Raw genomic sequence first — 16,877 nt, forward strand, 5'->3', positions numbered from 1 at the left:
GGTCTCTGAGGTCAGGCCCCTTTGTACGCGCCGACCGAGGGATCGAGGAACTGGTTGTTGGCCACCCGGAGCTTCGCCGCGGCCTCGTCGTAGAGGAACGGCAGGAAGGCGTAGCGCCGGCCGCGCGACACAGCCGAGACCGCATGCATCAGCGAGCAGGAGAAGACGACGGCACCGCCCACCGGCGGCTTGAAACCGCGCGGCCCGTATTCGGGGAAGCTCACCTCGCCACCGTCGAAATCGTCGTTGAGGTTGATCGACACCGCGAAGCGCCGGTGCGCCGTGCCCCGGGTCGTGTTGTCGCGATGGGCCGCGAAGTGGCCGCCCTCCTCCGCCGTGTAGCAACCGACGAGATAGCGCTCGATGCGCGTGGCCTCGAAGAAGTACAGGCGGGCGATCTCCGGCACGATCCGTCGCCGGATGCGCCGCTGCACCGCGAGGATGACGCTCTCGTCCTCGACGATGAAGTCGCGCCGACGCTTGCGGGCGGGATCCTTCAGCTCGACGGTCTTGCCGGCGACGTCGTTCATGAAGCCGGTGTCGCGGCCGCCATCCGCCTCGTGCAGGTCGATCAGGCTGCGGCAGAAGTCGGGCTCGAAGACGTTGGGCAGGACCAGCACCGGCGCCTGCAGGGGCTGGCCGGCGTGCAGGTGCGCGGGCGGCAGCGCGTCGAGACAGGCGAACAGCTCGGCGTGCTCCGCCCCGCCCGGCTTGAAGGGAATGACCGCGAGCACGCGCAAGGTCGGATCGAGCACGACCCAGAACTGCCGCGCACCGACTTGCCCCTCGGGCCCGGCTTCGCGCGGCACCGCGCCATAGAGGCGACAGACGCTGCCGTCGAAATCCCAGAAGTGACGCACGCCCGGCAGGCTCTGCTGAACGCGGCCGCTCTCCTTGTCGCTCGGATCGACGGTCACGCCGAAAAAGCACAGCCGCTCGTCGTCGAACCGGCGCCGGTTGGCCGCCACCGCCGTCAGCGCCGCGGCGCCGCCCGGCGTGCCGCCCGACACGAAGAAGCACAGCACGACGTAGCGCCCCGCCACCGTGTCGAAGATGTAGCGTGGATTGCTCGCCGTCGCGGCCGTGAACCGGGGCGCGGGATCGCCGCGCATCAGATTGACGAAGGTTTGTTGCATCGATCAGCGCCCTCTCCGCCGGCGCGCGCTCGAACGTATCCCGCCTCAGCCACCGGACAAGGGAGAAATGGCGCGCCCGTAAGGAGACGAACCGCCCGGGAAACGCGACCGCGCCGGAAGCCCCGAAAACCCTCCCGTCAGCGGAGGCACGCCCCACGAAATCAACCAGATCCTGAGGCGCGGATCGGGAAGCGCACAATATCGAGTGCCAGGACACCCCGCTTCAGGAGGTGCGACCTCCGCTTCGTTTGTTGCGTTTATTTCGTTTATTTCGTTTGTGCAGCAGGACTCGGACGCATCAACGGCTTGCCCGGCCTACTACTCGTTGCTCACGCGAACTTGTCGCGTGCCGCACCAGCGGTCTGGCAGTGTTCATGCTCATGTACGTCAGCCAGGCCCGGAGTTGCGCTCACCAGGAGCCCGATCTACCGCTCAACTGGCCGGACACCCTGGCCAAGCCCTCGTGAAAACGGGGCATTTTCCTTTCGTGGTACGATAGGGTAGTCAGCCTGAAGGCCGGCAGTGCATCCACTTCGCACGCCCCGCCCGGAGCGAGGTTCGTGCGTTTCACGGCGGCGTACTTGATAGACCAAGACCACCACTATGTGCCTGTTTTCTATCTCAAGCAGTGGGCTGAGAGCGATGGACGGGTACCCTACTTCCAGTGGCTTCCCCAGCGGATCATTCAGAGCCGAGTGACGCCCAAGTACACCGCCTACGAGACGAACCTGTATGCGCGGGACAAGGTGCCGGTCGAGGAGCGCCACAACGTAGAAGCATTCTTTCAGAAGCTCGACACCGAAGCCGCATTGATCTACCGCCGCCTTATCAATCTGGAGAAGTTCGATTTCTCAGTAGACGAGCGCTTGGCCTGGGCGATGTTCCTTATGGCCGCCAACCTGCGGACGCCTGACATCGTGCGCCTAGTCAAAGACGACGCGACCCGGACGCTCAAGGAGAAGCTGAACGAGAACCCCGCGGAGGTTGAGCGCATCTTGGGGCACCGGCCCACCATGTCGCTGTTGGAGTTTACTGAGAAGCGCCGCCCCGGCCTGGTAGAGAACTTTGGCCTCGACATGATGCTGAGGCACCTCACGAACGAGGATCGGCTAAAAGAGGTTATGGGAATGGAGTGGTCTGCCCACTCTGTCCCGGCATCCAACAACGAGCTTCTGACGTGCGACCGGCCGCTTTGGTATATGGAGAACCCGACACACAAAGAGTTCGCGATGGTGCTGCCGCTGTCGCCACGTGTACTGTTCGTCGCGTCTAGGAACGGGAAGCTCAATAGGGCTATTACGCATGAGCGAGAGGGTTTGATCGCAGAAAAGCTCAACGTCTCGATCATTTCCCGCGCTTTGGAGCGGGTCTATGGACGTGCCCGCCCGGCATTCGTAGAGCGCGTGTTCAGAGCGCAGAAGGCGCACCGTGTTGCCATTGCAGGATAGGTGACTGTCCTATCAGGCGAACCGAGCACCGAACACATCTACCGTGACTCGCGCCGTAGCGGCCTTCCCAGCACCTACATGACGCCAGAGGGCAAAGCACTGAAGGAGCAATACCGGCGCAATGCGGAAGCGCAGTGGGAAGGCGAGCCGATCCAGGACGACAGCCAGATCAGCGCTCGCCATCTCCACCGTGCGCACGACAAGCAGCGACCGCGCATTGAGGTCGATATTCGGCCTATTTCAGGTCCGCAATGTTGACGCCTTTGGCATACGCCTTGACCATTTCAGCGGCGGCATACGAGATCCATTTTTCCAAGCCGACCACTTCGCTTAGAGCCGCGTCCAGCGACTTTTTCTGGATCACTGCCGTCATCAGAACGTTCGGCTCCGACTCTGCCTTCAGGGCTCGCCGAAAATCCTCAGCACTCTTGGTAAGAAAGCAGTAGGCATCGTGTTTAGGGAATCGCCTCACTGCGAAGTGGGCCAAGAGATTCCGCATGGTTCTCATGGTCGCAATGCGCGCGATGCCCCGCTTGTTCTCTTTGGGGAAGCCAGGGAGCGCTTGGATAGCGCTTTCCACCTTCTCGATGCTCAGGTCACTCGCCTTCGACTTCGCCTCCTTTACGATACCCGTTGCAGCAGCAGCTTCAATGATGCACCGAAGGTTCAAGTCGATGTAGCTGAAGAGCACGATGTACTGACCGAACAGGGCATAGTCAGCCGCCGTCACAAGCGGCCACTGTTGCATCAGTTCCGTCTCATGTGCCGCTTCAACGATATCTTGCAGCGCCCTCACTTCAGGCGTCTCGTGTCCTTTGGGTAGCGCCATCGCGCTAGACTAATTGGATAGCAATGAACGATCAACGCAACTGCAAGACGTGCCGAGACATCAACCGGCACGTTGAGAGTCAGTCAGAGTGACGACCGTTGCAGCAAGAGTCCGTGGTAGAATAAGGATCAAATCAATCATGGTCGGCGGTAAGCACCCAGAAGCAGGCCGACCAAGAGGCTCCGCCACTAAGACTTCGCGACTACTACACCGAGGCGGAGTTGAAGGAGTTTGTGGCCGACCTAAAGGCGCGCGCCACGGTTCGCTCTCACAATGTTAACAACTGCCTCCGCCTTGGGGGGGGCGCCTTGATCGCTTGGCTCTATGCTCGAACGCAGCTGCAAGAGCTTCCACAGGTCAGTAGCAGAGGAACTCATCAAACGGAGCCACAAGCTCCGCAACTACAGGCGTGCATGACACCCATCCTGCGGCCATGGAGCGACTAACGCTCCCCGGCGAGGGGGACTTCGGCTGCTAAGTCATTGAGGAGAAATGGCGCGCCCGGAAGGAGTCGAACCTCCAGCCTTCTGATTCGTAGTCAGATGCTCTATCCAGTTGAGCTACGGGCGCACGGCCGATCCCCGAGAGGTCCGGCGAAGAGGGGCGCACCCTAGTGAAACTGCCCCGGCGATGCAAGCCGAGTCGCACGACTTTTGCGACTGCGACCGGGCGCCGCTTCGGAGCCGATTCCGGGCCCCAAATGGCCATCGGGCGCGCCCGGCGGCCGGATGGCGCGAATTTCACATCCCGGGCGCGCACCCTTCTGTCGCGCCACCACCGTCGCGGGCGTAGACTGCCGCGATGGTCCTGCGTTTCCTCGCCCTTCTCGGCGCGATCTTCGCCCTGGCTCTGCCGGCGCAGGCGCAGGCGCCGGTTTCCGAGCCCGACCGGAGCGCCATTCGCGACGTGATCGAGCGCCAGATCGAGGCCTTCCGCCGCGACGACGGTCCGGCGGCCTTCGGCTATGCCTCGCCCAGCATCCAGGGGATGTTCGGCTCCCCCGACACTTTCATGGACATGGTGCGGCAGGGCTACCGCCCGGTCTACCGGCCGCGCGCCGTCGAGTTCGGCGAGATCGTCACCCTGCAGGGGATGCCGACGCAGAAGGTCCACCTGGTCGGTCCCGACGGGCGGCCGGTCACCGCCCTCTATCCGATGTCGCAGCAGGCCGACGGCAGCTGGCGCATCGAGGGCTGCATCCTGCAGGCGCCGGAAGAGCCGCAGGCCTGATCGTCCCCTGTCGATGACACGCGTTTCGCCCAAGGTGCTGGCGCTGCTCGGCGCCCTCACCCTCGTCTGGGGGACCAACTGGCCGCTGTTCCGGATCGCGCTCGACGAGCTGCCGGTGCTGACGTTCCGCACCATGGTCCTGTCGACGGGCGCCCTCGTGCTGACGGCGATCCTTTTGGTCCGTCGCGAGAACTTCGCCGTTCCGCGCGGCAAGTGGCCGGCGCTCATTCTCGCCTCGGCGATGAACATCGGCATCTGGAACATCGCGACCTCGCTGGCCGTGCTCTACGTCCCCTCGGGTCATGCCTCGGTGCTGGCCTATACGATGCCGCTCTGGGTGGCGCTGCTGGGCTTCCTGGTGTTCGGCCAGAAGCTGACGGGCCGCCTGCTGGCTGCCCTCGCAATCGGTGCCGCCGCGGTCGCGGCCCTGATGATCCCCAACTTCCAGAGCTACGCCACCGCCCCGCTCGGCCTGTTCTGGGGCCTGCTGGCCGGATTCTGCTGGGCGGTCGGCACCTTCGTGGTGAAGCGGACGGACTGGTCGGGCATGGGCCCGTCGCTCACCTTCTGGCAGATCGTGATCACCCTGCCGCCGATCGCGCTGGGCGCGCTGATCTTCGACGGGCTGCCGACGCACTGGCCGTCCACCAAGGTCCTGATCGCCACGATCTATACCGGCGCCATCCCGATGGCGCTGGGCACCATGGTCTGGTTCACGCTCGTGAAGCTCCTGCCGGCGCAGGTGGCGGCGCTCTCCTCGATCGCCATTCCCATCGTGGCGATCGTGAGCGGCATCCTGATCCTGCACGAGCCGCTTTCGCTGCTGCAGGCGGTCGCCATCGGCTCGACCGTGATCTCGCTCTGGCTCGCCCTGGTGCCCGGCCGGATACGGTAGTTGCCGCCGCCGATCTCAATTCCCACATTGGGGCGGGTATTGGAGGCCCGGGTTCATGAAAAGAGGCGATCCCAGAGACTGGATGTGGTCGGAAGCGCTGCAGATGCTGGCGCAGGCCGAACGACTGCATGGCCAGGTATTCCGGCCCCAGACGGCGGGCCGCCTGCGCGCCAACTGGGAGCCGCCGGTCGACGTGCTGGAGACCGAGCGTGAGGTGCTGATCCTGGCGGCGCTGCCGGGCGTCGACGTGCAGCAGGTCGAGGCCGTCATCGAGAACGGCACGCTCGTGCTTTCCGGCGAGCGCACGGTTCCGGCCGAGCTGCGCACGGCCAAGATTCATCGCATGGAGCTGCCGCAGGGCCGCTTCGAGCGGCGGGTGGCGCTGCCACCCGGTGTGTATGGCGAGGTGCGGCGCTTCGAGGCGAACGGTTGCCTCGTCGTGACCCTGGCCAAGGCGACTGTGCGGAGGCAGCCATGAGCCCGCAGGATGACGTGATGCAGCCCGTGAGCGCGAAAGCCGAAACCAAGCCCGAGACGAAGCCCCTGCCGTCCGACGCGCTGATCGTCGTGCCGGTGCGCGACCTCGTCCTGTTCCCCGAGATGGTGTTCCCGGTGAGCGTCGGCCGGCCTTCGTCGGTCGCCGCCATCCAGCAGGCCGTGCGCGAGCAGCGCCAGATCCTGCTGGTGCTGCAGCGCGACCCCACGAAGGAAGAGCTGGTGCCGGCCGATCTCCATCCGGTCGGCACGGTCGTGAACATCCTGCGCTATGTGACGACGCCCGACGGCAATCATCACATCGTCTGCCAGGGCGTGCAGCGCTTCCGCATCACCGACTTCGTCGAGGGATACCCGTTCCTGCTGGCGCGCGGCCTGCACCAGGTCGAGCCGACCACGAGCGGACCGGAGATCGAAGCGCGCTTCCTCGTGCTGAAGCAGCAGATCCGCGACACGCTGGAACTGCTGCCGCAGGTCCCGCAGGAGCTGCGGCAGACGGTCGAGAACACCACGTCGGCCGGCGCGCTCGCCGACCTCGCCGCTTCCTATCTCGATTCCAAGCCCGCCGAGAAGCAGGAGATCCTGGAGGCGCTCGACCTCGTGCCGCGCCTCGACAAGGTGACCCAGCTGCTGTCGAAGCGACTCGAAGTGCTGCGCATCAGCAGCGAGATCGGCAGCAAGACCAAGAACTCGCTCGACGCCCGCCAGCGCGAGATGGTGCTGCGCGAGCAGATGGCCGCCATCCAGCGCGAGCTGGGCGAGGACGATTCCAACAAGCAGGCGATCGCCGATCTCGACAAGGCGATCACCGAGGCCAGGATGCCGCCGGAGGCCGAGACCGCCGCGCGCAAGGAACTGCGCCGCCTGCAGCGCACGCCCGAGGCGTCGGCCGAGCACGGCATGATCCGCACCTATCTCGACACGCTGGTCGAGCTGCCCTGGGCGCTGCCCGAGACGCAGCCGATCGACATCGCCGAGGCGCGCAAGGTGCTCGACGCCGATCATTTCGGCCTGGAGAAGATCAAGAAGCGCATCGTCGAGTATCTCGCCGTGCGCAAGCTGGCGCCCGAAGGCAAGGCGCCGATCCTGTGCTTCGCCGGACCGCCCGGCGTCGGCAAGACCTCGCTCGGCCAGTCGATCGCCAAGGCGATGGGTCGCAAGTTCGCGCGCGTGAGCCTGGGCGGCGTCCATGACGAGGCCGAGATCCGCGGCCATCGGCGCACCTATATCGGCGCGCTGCCGGGCACGATCATCCAGGCGATCCGCAAGGCGGGCTCGCGCGACTGCGTGATGATGCTCGACGAAATCGACAAGATGGGCAGCGGCGTGCACGGCGACCCGTCGGCGGCGATGCTCGAAGTGCTCGACCCCGAGCAGAACGGCACGTTCCGCGACAACTATCTCGACGTGCCGTTCGACCTCAGCCGCGTCGTCTTCATCGCGACCGCCAACATGCTGGACACGATCCCCGGCCCGCTGCGCGACCGCATGGAGATCATCCAGCTCAGCGGCTACACGGCGGGCGAGAAGCTGCAGATCGCCAAGCGCTATCTCGTGCGCCGCCAGCTCGAAGCCAACGGCCTCACGGCCGAACAGGCCGGCATCGACGACGAGGCGCTGGAGCTGATCATCGGCGGCTATACGCGCGAGGCCGGCGTGCGCTGGCTGGAGCGCGAGATCGGCCGCGCCCTGCGCCATGTCGCGGTGCAGGTGGCCGAAGGCTCGGCCACCCGGGTGCAGATCGGCAAGGCCGACATCGAGGAGCTGCTGGGGCCGGTCCGCTTCGAGAACGACGTGGCGATGCGCACCAGCGTTCCCGGCGTGGCCACCGGCCTCGCCTGGACGCCGGTGGGCGGCGACATCCTGTTCATCGAGGCCACGCGCTCGCCCGGCAACGGACGGCTGATCCTCACCGGCCAGCTCGGCGACGTGATGAAGGAGAGTGCGCAGGCGGCGTTGAGCGTGCTCAAGAACAAGGCCAAGTCGATCGGTCTCGATGCCGTTCTGTTCGAGAAGAACGACATCCATGTCCACGTACCGGCCGGCGCCACGCCCAAGGACGGGCCGAGCGCCGGTGTGGCGATGTTCATGGCGCTGGCGTCGCTGATGACGGGCCGCACCATCCGCAGCGACACGGCGATGACGGGCGAGATCAGCCTGCGCGGGCTTGTCCTGCCGGTCGGCGGCATCAAGGAGAAGGTCGTGGCCGCGGCGGCGGCGGGCATCACCCGCGTGATGCTGCCGGCGCGCAACAAGCGCGACTACGACGACATCCCCGAGGAGGTCCGCAACACGCTCGAGTTCATCTGGCTCGAGAAGGTCGACGACGCCGTCGCCCAGGCGCTGACGCCCGACGCGCCGGACGAAAGCAACGACGGGTAGACCTCATTGCCTTCATGTTCCTCTCCCCCGATAGGGGGAGAGGCTAGGTGAGGGGGTTACAGGGAGTGCGTCGCCCCCTCACCCAACCTCTCCCCCTATCGGGGGAGAGGAGCTCGATGGAGGATTACGCAATCGGCAGCGACAGCGGCGAGATCTCGTCGCCCGGGCGGTTGGCGTAGTCGAGCTTGACCGAATCGCGCAGCATGCGGGCCTGCGCTTCGGCCAGGCGTTCCATGGCGGCCTTCGGATCGAGATGCACGGGGTCGCCATCTTTCAGCACGATCTCGCCATCGACCAGCACCGTCTCCACCGCGCGGTCGGCGGCGTGGAAGACGAAGGAGCGCAGCGGGTCGCGTGCCGGCTGCATCAGCGGATGGTTGAGGTCGACCAGCACGATGTCGGCCCTCATGCCCGGTGCCAGCGCACCGATATCGTCGCGGCCGAGCGCTGCCGCGCCGCCGAAGGTCGCGGCCTCGAAGGCGCCGGCCGTGTCGAGGCTGCGGATGTCCTCGCTCATCAGGCGGCCGGCGACGATGGCCAGCCGCATCTCCTCGATCAGATTGTGCGGCGCGCAGTCGGTGCCGAGACCGACATTCACGCCGCGCGCGCGATAGCGGCCGACATGATCCATGGCGAGGCCGTAGCGCGCGAAGGGTTGCGGACAGTGCGCCACCGACGCGCCCGCCTCGGCGATCAGGTCGAGGTCCTTGCGCGTGTGCCAGTTAATCTGCGGATGGTCGTCGAGCAGGATGCAGTGCGCCATGATCGTGTCGGACTTCATCAGTCCGTTCTGCGCGGCCCACTGGATGGGCGTCACGTTGTGGCGGCGGATCATCTCGCGCACCTCGACGACCGACTGGCCGACATGGGTCGAGAAGCGGCGGCCCGTGTCGTCGGCATGCTTGCGTCCCGCGGCGAACAGCTCGGGCGTCACCGTGTCGATCTGCGCCGGGAAGACGACGGCGCCCAGGCGACCTGAATTGTGCGACTCGGCGTCGTCCATCACCCGCTTGGCCTTCTCGAACTGGGCGAGACCGGCGGCCTCGTCCCATTTCCAGGTCACGGTCTGCGGCGCCGCCATGCCCCAGCGCGCCGAAGCGAAGGTCGGCGCCGCGTAGAAGCGCATGCCGCTCTGCGCCATCGTCTCCAGCCAGCCGTCGAACGGCACGGTGACGTCGCAGGCAGTCGTGGTGCCGGCGCGCAGCATCTCGGAATAGGCCATGGTCGCCGCGCCCTGGCGGCCGTCGTCGCCCAGCCGAAAGGCCTGCAGCCGCTCCATCAGGCCGGTCATCTGCTGTTCGGGCACGCCATGGTCCTCGCGCACGCCGCGATAGCCGGGCTCGGTCGAGGGATGGGAATGGATGTTGATCAGGCCCGGCAGCGCCAGCATTCCGCGTCCATCGATCACCGTCTCGCCCGGTCCGGTCGGGCGCGCGCCGGCCGGGGTGATCTCGACGATGCGCCCCTCCTTCAGATGCAGGTCGACCTCGCGGCGATAAATGTGGCGTCGCTCGCTGCCATCCCGGACCACGGCCCAGGAAACGTTTCGGATCGAATCGGGCCGCATCGACATGAATTCCGCTCCTGCAAAGGCATGCCTGTTGCATAGGCACCGCAACGGGACGATAGAATCGGTCAAACGAGAGAACAAGGAGGCAGGTCATGCGGAAGATGAAATGGGCAGCACTCGCTGCGGCAACGACGGCGCTGTTCTCTCTCACGGCCGAGGCACAGACGCTGAAGGTCGTCATGCATTCGGACGTCAAGATCGTCGACCCGATCTGGACCACCGCCTACATCGTCCGCAATCACGGCTACATGGTCTACGACACGCTGCTGGCGGTCGACGACAAGCTCGACGTCAAGCCGCAGATGCTGGAAGGCTGGAAGGTGAGCGACGACAAGCTCACCTACACCTTCACCCTGCGCGACGGGCTCAAGTTCCATGACGGCGCCCCGGTGACGGCCGAGGACTGCATCGCCTCGATCAAGCGCTGGGCCTCGCGCGACGCGATGGGCCAGAAACTCATGACCTTCACCAAGGGCATGACCGCGGTCGACGACAAGACCTTCACGCTCACCCTCACCGAACCCTACGGCCTCGTCATCGAATCGCTGGGCAAGCCCAGTTCCAACGTGCCGTTCATCATGCCCAGGCGCATCGCCGAGACGCCGGGCAACACCCAGATCAAGGAGTTCATCGGCTCCGGCCCGTTCGTGTTCCGCGCCGACCTGTGGCGGCCGGGCGAAAAGGCGATCTACGACAAGTTCAAGGACTACAAGCCGCGCGCCGAGCCGCCGTCGGCGCTGTCGGGCGGCAAGACCGTCTACGTCGACCGGGTCGAATGGGTGAACATCCCCGATCCGCAGACCGCCGCCAACGCGTTGATGACCGGCGAGATCGACATCCTCGAACAGCCGCTGATCGAGATGCTGCCGCTGATCGAGAAGGACAAGAACATCGAGGTCAAGGATCTCAACCCGCTGGGCAGCCAGTACAGCCTGCGCTTCAACGTGCTGCACAAGCCGTTCGACAATGCGAAGATCCGGCAGGCCGCGCTCTATGCGCTGAACCAGAAAGATTTCCTGCTGGCCGCCATCAACGACCCGAAATACTTCAAGGAGTGCAAGGCGCTCTTCATCTGCGGCACGCCCTACGCCACCGATGCGGGCTTCGAGGACAAGCTCGAATCGAACTTCGCCAAGTCGAAGGAGATCCTGAAGCAGGAAGGCTATGACGGCACGCCGGTCGTGCTGCTGTTCGCGACCGACACCAACACCGGCCGCCTGACGCCGATCGCGAAATCGCTGCTGGAGCGCGGCGGCTTCGTCGTCGACATGCAGGCGATGGATTGGCAGACCGTGCTGTCGCGCCGCTCGCGCAAGGAGCCGCTGAACGCCGGCGGCTGGAGCGGCTTCATGACCTCCTGGGTCTCCGCCGACCTGCTCAATCCCATCGTCTCCGCGTTCGTCGGCGCCGCCTGCGACAAGGCCGCGATCGGCTGGCCGTGCGACGCCAGGATCGAAGAGTTGCGCGACGCCTTCGCCAAGACGACCGATCCCGCCAAGCGCAAGGAACTGGCGACGGCCGTGCAGGTGCGCGAATCGGAGTATCCGACCATGGCCCAGCTCGGCCAGTTCAACATCCCGATGGCGATCCGCAAGACCGTCACCGGCAGCCTGTCCTCGCCGGCGCCGGTCTTCTGGAACATCAAGAAGGCGCAGTGATCCAGGACGCGACGAATACAACGGAGCGCGCCACTCCAGTGGCGCTCATGCTTTGTCGATCAGCAAGACATGAGCGCAACTGGAGTTGCGCGCTCCAAGGAATCAGCCGAGTTCCAGGCTGGTCACGCCGAACAGGCCGGCATAGTCGACGTCGGGATCCGCGCCCGTGTACATGCGCGCGGTCTCGAACGAGGGCTTGAGGCCGATCTGTTCGGCCAGCTTCACCGCCGGCTTGTTGCGGTCGGGCACGTCGATCGCGACGGCGGTCGCGCCCAGCGTCGTTGCGAGCGCGCCCACCAGCGCCGAGGCGATCTCCGGCGTGGCGCCATAGAGCGGACCGACGCGCGAGGCCGCCGCACAGGCGCGCATCACGCCAAAGCCCACGATCTCGCCGTCCCGCAGGGCGACGAGCGCGGCACGCTCGGGCAATGAGATCCACGTCGCCAGGAAAGCATCCCGCGCCTCGGGAAAGAAGCGGCGATCGTAGGCGGCCAGCCGGTCGTAACCGATGCTGCGCGCATCGACGAGCGTGACGCCGGCCGGTGGCTTGGCAGACGGCGGCGCGCCTTCATGGCGGATGTTGTTCCAGGCGAGCCGAAAGCCCGATTTCTTGTAATTGCCCTGCTGCGCCACGACGCCGTCGAGACCGACATTGCGCCCCGCGAGCCGTTCCATGCCGGCGCGCCAGACCTGGATGCCATAGCCCTTCCCGCGCACCGCCGGCCGGGCGATGTAGAAGCCCAGGAAGCCGAAGCCCGTGCCGTATTTCACCACGGAGATACAGGCCTGCGGCTCGCCGTGGAGGCGGCCGATCAGGAATGCGCCGGGGTCCGCGGCGAAGAAGGCGTCGGCATCCGTATTGCCGGGGTTCCAGCCTTCATCGTTGGCCCACGAGGCCATGCGCTGCACGTCGTCGGCGCTGCCGACCGCGATCTCGAAGCTCATGGGCGCGGAGCTTACTCCGCCGCCTTGGCCGTTGCCGCGAAAAAACGGTTCTCGGGCCGCGGCAGGCCGAGATTCTCGCGCAGGGTCGTGCCTTCATACTCGGTGCGGAAGAGGCCGCGGCGCTGCAGCTCGGGCACGACCTTGTCGACGAAATCGTCGAGCCCGCCCGGCAGGTAGGGGAACATGACATTGAAGCCGTCGCAGGCTTCCGTCATCAGCCACTCCTCCATCTGGTCGGCGATCATCGCCGGCGTGCCCAGCATGCCCAGCCCGCCATAGCCGCCCAGGCGGCCGGCGATCTGGCGCACGGTCAGGTTCTCGCGCTTGCCCAGCTCGATCACGCGGTCGCGGCCGCTCTTGCTGGCCTCGGTCTCCGGAATATTGTCGGGCAGCGGCTTGTCGGGATCGAACTGGCGGGCATCGACGCCCAGCGCCATCGACACGGCGGCGATCGAGCTGTCGTAGTTCACCAGACTGTCGAGCCGCGCGCGCTTCTCCTGCGCCTCGTCGAGCGAATCGCCCACCACCACGAAGGCACCGGGCAGGATCTTGATGTGATCGGGATTGCGGCCGATCTTCGCCGCGCGGCCCTTCACGTCGGCATAGAAGGCGCGGGCGCCGTCGATCGGGCCGCCGGCGGCGAACACCATCTCTGCCGTCTCTGCCGCGAGCTGGCGGCCGGCATCCGAGGCGCCGGCCTGCACGATGACCGGCCAGCCCTGCACCGGCCGCGCGATGTTCAATGGCCCGCGCACCTTCAGGTACTTGCCCTTGTGATCGAGAACATGGAGCTTCGCCGGGTCGAAGTAGAGGCCATTCTCGACGTCGCGGACGAAGGCATCGTCGGCCCACGAATCCCAGAGGCCCGTCACCACGTCGAAGAATTCGCGGGCGCGGGCGTAACGCTCGGCATGGGGCATCTGGTCGTCGAGGCCGAAGTTCAGCGCGGCATCGGGATTGGACGTCGTCACCAGGTTCCAGCCGGCGCGGCCCTCGCTGATATGGTCGAGCGAGGCGAAGCGCCGGGCGATCGTGTAGGCCGGCTCGAAGGTGCTCGAGGCGGTGGCGATCAGGCCGAGATGCTTGGTGGCCATCGCCAGCGCCGGCAGAAGCGTCAGCGGGTCGAACGAGGTCACCGTGGCGCTGCGCTTCAGCGCATCCATCGGCATGTTCAGCACGGCCAGGTGATCGGCCATGAAGAAGGCGTCGAACTTGCCGCGCTCCAAGGTTTGCGCGTACTGCACCAGCGCCTTGAGATTGAAGTTGGCGTCCGGCGTGCCGCCGGGATAGCGCCACGCGGCGGTGTGGATGCTGACAGGGCGCATGAAGGCGCCGAGGCGAAGCTTCTTCTGGGTCATGGAGCGCTATGTTGCGCCCGCCGGGCGGACCGGCAAGGCCCGCTCGGACGACAAGAACTAATTCGACGAAAAGTTTCCCCGATCAGACGATCGGCGGATGCTTTTTGTCCGTCCCGGCCACGCGCTCCCAGGCGCGCGCCACCTGGAAGACGGTCGCCTCGTCGAAGTAGCGGCCGACGAACTGCACGGAGACCGGCAGGCCGCCGACCGAGAGGCCGGCCATCATGGCGAGCGCCGGATGGCCGGTGACGTTGAACGGCGTGCGGGCCTGGCGCGGGTAGGTGCGCTCGACCTCGGCCGTATCCTCGATGCGGCAGGCCGGGTCCATCGAGCTGGCGCAGAGCAGCACGTCGACCTCGCGGAACGCGGCTTCGACCTCGGCGATCATCTGCAGGCGGCGGCGGCTCGCCAGCATGTAGTCGCCCGCGCTCATGAAGGCGCCGGCCATCAGGCGCTGACGGCCGAGCTTCCCGTAGTCGCCGGGACGTTCGCCGAGCCACGGGCCGTGGATCGACCAGGCCTCGCTCTGCAGGATCACGCGGTTCACCGCGCCGAACTCGCCGAGCGCCGGCAACGTGATGTTGCGCAGCTCGGCCCCTTCGACCTGCAAGCTGCGCGCGACATGCTCCAGGGCGGCCGTGACCTCGGGATTCGCCGGCGTATCGACCTCGTGGAAATGACGCACGAAGCCCACGCGCAGGCCGCGGATGCCGCGGTCGAGCGCGGCGCCGTAGTGGCCCTGCGCCGCCGCCGCGCTGCCGGGATCGAGCGGATCGTGGCCGGCGATCGCTTCAAGCATCAGCGCATTGTCGGCGACGGTGCGCGTCATCGGCCCGACATGGTCGAGCGTGAAGGAGAGCGGGAAGACGCCGCGGCGCGAGACCAGCCCGTAGGTCGGCTTCAGGCCGACGATGCCGCAACAGCTCGCGGGATTGCGCACGCTGCCACCGGTGTCGGTGCCCAGCGCCATCGGAAACAGGCCGGCCGCCACGCCGGAGCCCGAGCCCGACGAGGAGCCGCCGGGATGATGATCGGTATTCCAGGGATTGCGCGCCGGCGGCCAGGGCAGGTCGAAGCTCGGCCCGCCGATGGCGAATTCGTGGGTCGAAAGCTTGCCCAGCACGATGGCCCCGGCGCCGCGCAGCTTCTCGACGCAGACCGCATCGGCGGTCGCCATATTGTCCTGCAGGACCTTCGAATGGCAGGTCGTGGGCAGGCCCGCGACATCGATGATGTCCTTGATGCCGACCGGCACGCCATGCAGCGGCCCGCGCAGCCGGCCCGACTGGGCCTCGGTCTCGGCGGCCAGGGCCGCGGCCATCGCGGCATCGCCGTCGACGCGGATGAAGGCATTGAGCCGGGGATCGAGCTGCTCGATGCGATCGAGCAGCGCCTTGGTGAGATCGACGGGCGAAAGCTCCTTCGCGGCGATGGCGCGCGCGGCCGCGTCCACCGTCATCCAGTGCAGGTCGCTCATAGCGTCGTCCCCGCCTTCATCGGCGGCCAGGGCTCGGCCCTCGCATCGGCCGGGCGCTTGATCTTCTGCGCCACGTCGGCGGCCTGCTTTGCGGCGATCGTCACGTCCTCGGGAAACTCGGCCAATGCCCTGGCCAGACCGGCGCGGTGCGCCAGCAGCTCAATCGCATTCTTGTCCATGACATCTCTCCATCGTTCCGAAGGACGCAGGCAGGACTCGTGCCAGCCACCTGCCGAATTCAGCGGGCCGGCACGGCGGTCAGCGTTTCCAGACCCGGCGGATGCTTGTGCCAGGCGCGGCCTTCCACGATCTGCCGCACGCCATATTCGTAGAGCGCGTTCATGTAGGCTTGGTCGAACTCGCCCTGCTTCGGCGCCTCGAAATCACGCCCGATATAGGCGAGGTTGTAGTCGACCTTGTCGCGCTGCGAGACGAAGTAGGTCCTGATCACGTCGTTGACGCCGCTGGCCGCCAGCATCGTGGCGATCGCGCGACCGGCGATGGTGATGGTGCGGCGCTCGGCCATCGCATAGTCGGGATCGAGCCGGGCGTTGCGGATGATGTAGGCGTGCCGTTCGCGCTTGAGGCTGGAGATATCGATCGACGGCGGATAGAGGAAGAGCTGGGCGATGGCGCCGCCGTCGACATGCAGCTCCTGGTATTTCTTGCCGTCGAGCTCGACGTCGATCAGCACCGGCTGGAAGGCGCCGGGGATGGCGGCCGACGCGCGCAGGATCTTGCGGAAGAGATCGAGCGAACCCGGATGTCCGCTGGCGGCAATGGCGCCGATGTTCCAGATGACCGGCCGCTGGGCATCCAGATCGGTCGTGCCGATCATCAGCAGCCGCCCCTTGTTGTACTCGGCCGCGATCGCGTCGAACATCTTCTGGTCGGCATACTTCGCGATGATCTCCGCGAGCGGGCCCGTGTCGGCCATGGCGTCGTCGAACAGCGCCGCCGTGAGACCGCGCCGGCGATAGACCTTTTCCGGCGTCATGGTCGTATAGACCTCGCGCAACTGCGCATCGTAGTCGGAGCCCAGGAAGGCGAAGGGCGCGATCAGCGCCCCGGTGCTGACGCCCGTCACCACCTTGAACGTCGGGCGCGTCCCGATCGCCGTCCAGCCGTTCATGATCCCGGCGCCGAAGGCACCGTTGTCACCGCCGCCGGACACGGCGAGGAAGTAGGCTGGTGGAACCCGCATCGGCGACCTGCCCTCGGCACGCAGGGCGGCTATCTCGCGCAGGCCGGACCGCGCGCCCTCCTCGACCATCGGCTTGGGATCGCCGTCGGCGTAGAAGCGCGCATTGGGAATGCCGAGCGGCATTGCCTGCTCCGTGTGCAGGCGCGGCACCGCGTCGTCGCGAGCCGGAATCGAACAGCCGGTCCCGACGAGCCCCAGCAACGCCGCGCCCACCAGCAGGCAGCGGCGGCCCATTGCGATTGTCGACATC

Annotated in this window: 14 protein-coding genes and 1 tRNA gene; 6 read left to right on the forward strand and 9 right to left on the reverse strand. The window is 66.4% G+C overall.

Annotated features, from left to right (window positions below; all coding sequences use genetic code 11):
* Window positions 1–11 precede the first annotated feature (11 nt).
* Window positions 12–1,136 carry a 2OG-Fe(II) oxygenase gene (locus ACP15H_RS22805; RefSeq protein ID WP_425068423.1) on the reverse strand — a complete coding sequence of 375 codons (1,125 nt, stop codon included), beginning with the start codon at window positions 1,134–1,136 and terminating at the stop codon, window positions 12–14.
* A gap of 560 nt (window positions 1,137–1,696) precedes the next feature.
* Between ACP15H_RS22805 and ACP15H_RS22810 the strand changes: the two genes are divergently transcribed.
* Window positions 1,697–2,584, forward strand: a complete 888-nt coding sequence (locus tag ACP15H_RS22810; protein ID WP_425068424.1) for a DUF4238 domain-containing protein — start codon at window positions 1,697–1,699, stop codon at window positions 2,582–2,584.
* A 235-nt stretch (window positions 2,585–2,819) separates the two neighbouring features.
* Here ACP15H_RS22810 and ACP15H_RS22815 read toward each other — a convergent pair whose 3' ends face one another.
* Together ACP15H_RS22815 and ACP15H_RS22820 are read right to left on the reverse strand one after the other, a co-directional pair.
* Window positions 2,820–3,413, reverse strand: coding sequence for a hypothetical protein (locus ACP15H_RS22815; protein WP_425068425.1), 594 nt, complete (start codon window positions 3,411–3,413; stop codon window positions 2,820–2,822).
* 493 nt (window positions 3,414–3,906) lie between these two features.
* Window positions 3,907–3,983 (reverse strand) — tRNA-Arg (locus ACP15H_RS22820).
* Between the two features lie 231 nt (window positions 3,984–4,214).
* On the opposite strand from ACP15H_RS22820, the gene ACP15H_RS22825 reads away from it, so the two are divergent.
* Genes ACP15H_RS22825 through lon form a run of 4 tightly spaced genes read left to right on the forward strand, consistent with a single transcriptional unit; the run spans window position 4,215 to window position 8,415 of the window.
* A complete protein-coding gene (locus ACP15H_RS22825) occupies window positions 4,215–4,643 on the forward strand; it encodes a DUF4864 domain-containing protein (protein ID WP_425068426.1) in 429 nt (142 codons plus the stop codon).
* A gap of 13 nt (window positions 4,644–4,656) precedes the next feature.
* The gene (locus tag ACP15H_RS22830) at window positions 4,657–5,538 is read left to right on the forward strand and encodes a DMT family transporter (RefSeq protein WP_425068427.1); all 882 of its coding nucleotides are present in this window, start codon (window positions 4,657–4,659) and stop codon (window positions 5,536–5,538) included.
* A gap of 55 nt (window positions 5,539–5,593) precedes the next feature.
* Window positions 5,594–6,016 carry an Hsp20/alpha crystallin family protein gene (locus ACP15H_RS22835; protein ID WP_425068428.1) on the forward strand — a complete coding sequence of 141 codons (423 nt, stop codon included), beginning with the start codon at window positions 5,594–5,596 and terminating at the stop codon, window positions 6,014–6,016.
* Window positions 6,017–6,033: 17 nt separating this feature from the next.
* Window positions 6,034–8,415: an endopeptidase La gene (lon, locus tag ACP15H_RS22840; RefSeq protein WP_425069955.1), complete on the forward strand. Its 2,382-nt coding sequence runs from the start codon at window positions 6,034–6,036 to the stop codon at window positions 8,413–8,415.
* 124 nt (window positions 8,416–8,539) lie between these two features.
* Here the strand turns inward: lon and ACP15H_RS22845 are convergent, their stop codons facing one another.
* Window positions 8,540–9,988: an amidohydrolase family protein gene (locus tag ACP15H_RS22845; protein WP_425068429.1), complete on the reverse strand. Its 1,449-nt coding sequence runs from the start codon at window positions 9,986–9,988 to the stop codon at window positions 8,540–8,542.
* 89 nt (window positions 9,989–10,077) lie between these two features.
* On the opposite strand from ACP15H_RS22845, the gene ACP15H_RS22850 reads away from it, so the two are divergent.
* Window positions 10,078–11,643: an ABC transporter substrate-binding protein gene (locus tag ACP15H_RS22850; RefSeq protein WP_425068430.1), complete on the forward strand. Its 1,566-nt coding sequence runs from the start codon at window positions 10,078–10,080 to the stop codon at window positions 11,641–11,643.
* A 102-nt stretch (window positions 11,644–11,745) separates the two neighbouring features.
* Here the strand turns inward: ACP15H_RS22850 and ACP15H_RS22855 are convergent, their stop codons facing one another.
* The 5 genes from ACP15H_RS22855 to ACP15H_RS22875 form a co-directional block, all read right to left on the reverse strand.
* The gene (locus tag ACP15H_RS22855) at window positions 11,746–12,588 is read right to left on the reverse strand and encodes a GNAT family N-acetyltransferase (protein WP_425068431.1); all 843 of its coding nucleotides are present in this window, start codon (window positions 12,586–12,588) and stop codon (window positions 11,746–11,748) included.
* Window positions 12,589–12,599: 11 nt separating this feature from the next.
* Complete coding sequence (locus ACP15H_RS22860; RefSeq protein ID WP_425068432.1) at window positions 12,600–13,946, reverse strand: LLM class flavin-dependent oxidoreductase; 1,347 nt, start codon at window positions 13,944–13,946, stop codon at window positions 12,600–12,602.
* 82 nt (window positions 13,947–14,028) lie between these two features.
* Window positions 14,029–15,423, reverse strand: coding sequence for an amidase (locus ACP15H_RS22865; RefSeq protein WP_425068433.1), 1,395 nt, complete (start codon window positions 15,421–15,423; stop codon window positions 14,029–14,031).
* Complete coding sequence (locus ACP15H_RS22870; RefSeq protein ID WP_425068434.1) at window positions 15,420–15,602, reverse strand: hypothetical protein; 183 nt, start codon at window positions 15,600–15,602, stop codon at window positions 15,420–15,422. Before ACP15H_RS22870 ends, ACP15H_RS22865 begins: the two co-directional genes overlap by 4 nt.
* A gap of 59 nt (window positions 15,603–15,661) precedes the next feature.
* Window positions 15,662–16,876 (reverse strand): patatin-like phospholipase family protein, encoded by a 1,215-nt coding sequence (locus ACP15H_RS22875; protein WP_425068435.1) that lies wholly within the window; start codon window positions 16,874–16,876, stop codon window positions 15,662–15,664.
* Window position 16,877: the final 1 nt, after the last annotated feature.

The sequence above is a fragment of the Reyranella sp. genome (assembly GCF_965249915.1).
Taxonomy (GTDB): domain Bacteria; phylum Pseudomonadota; class Alphaproteobacteria; order Reyranellales; family Reyranellaceae; genus Reyranella.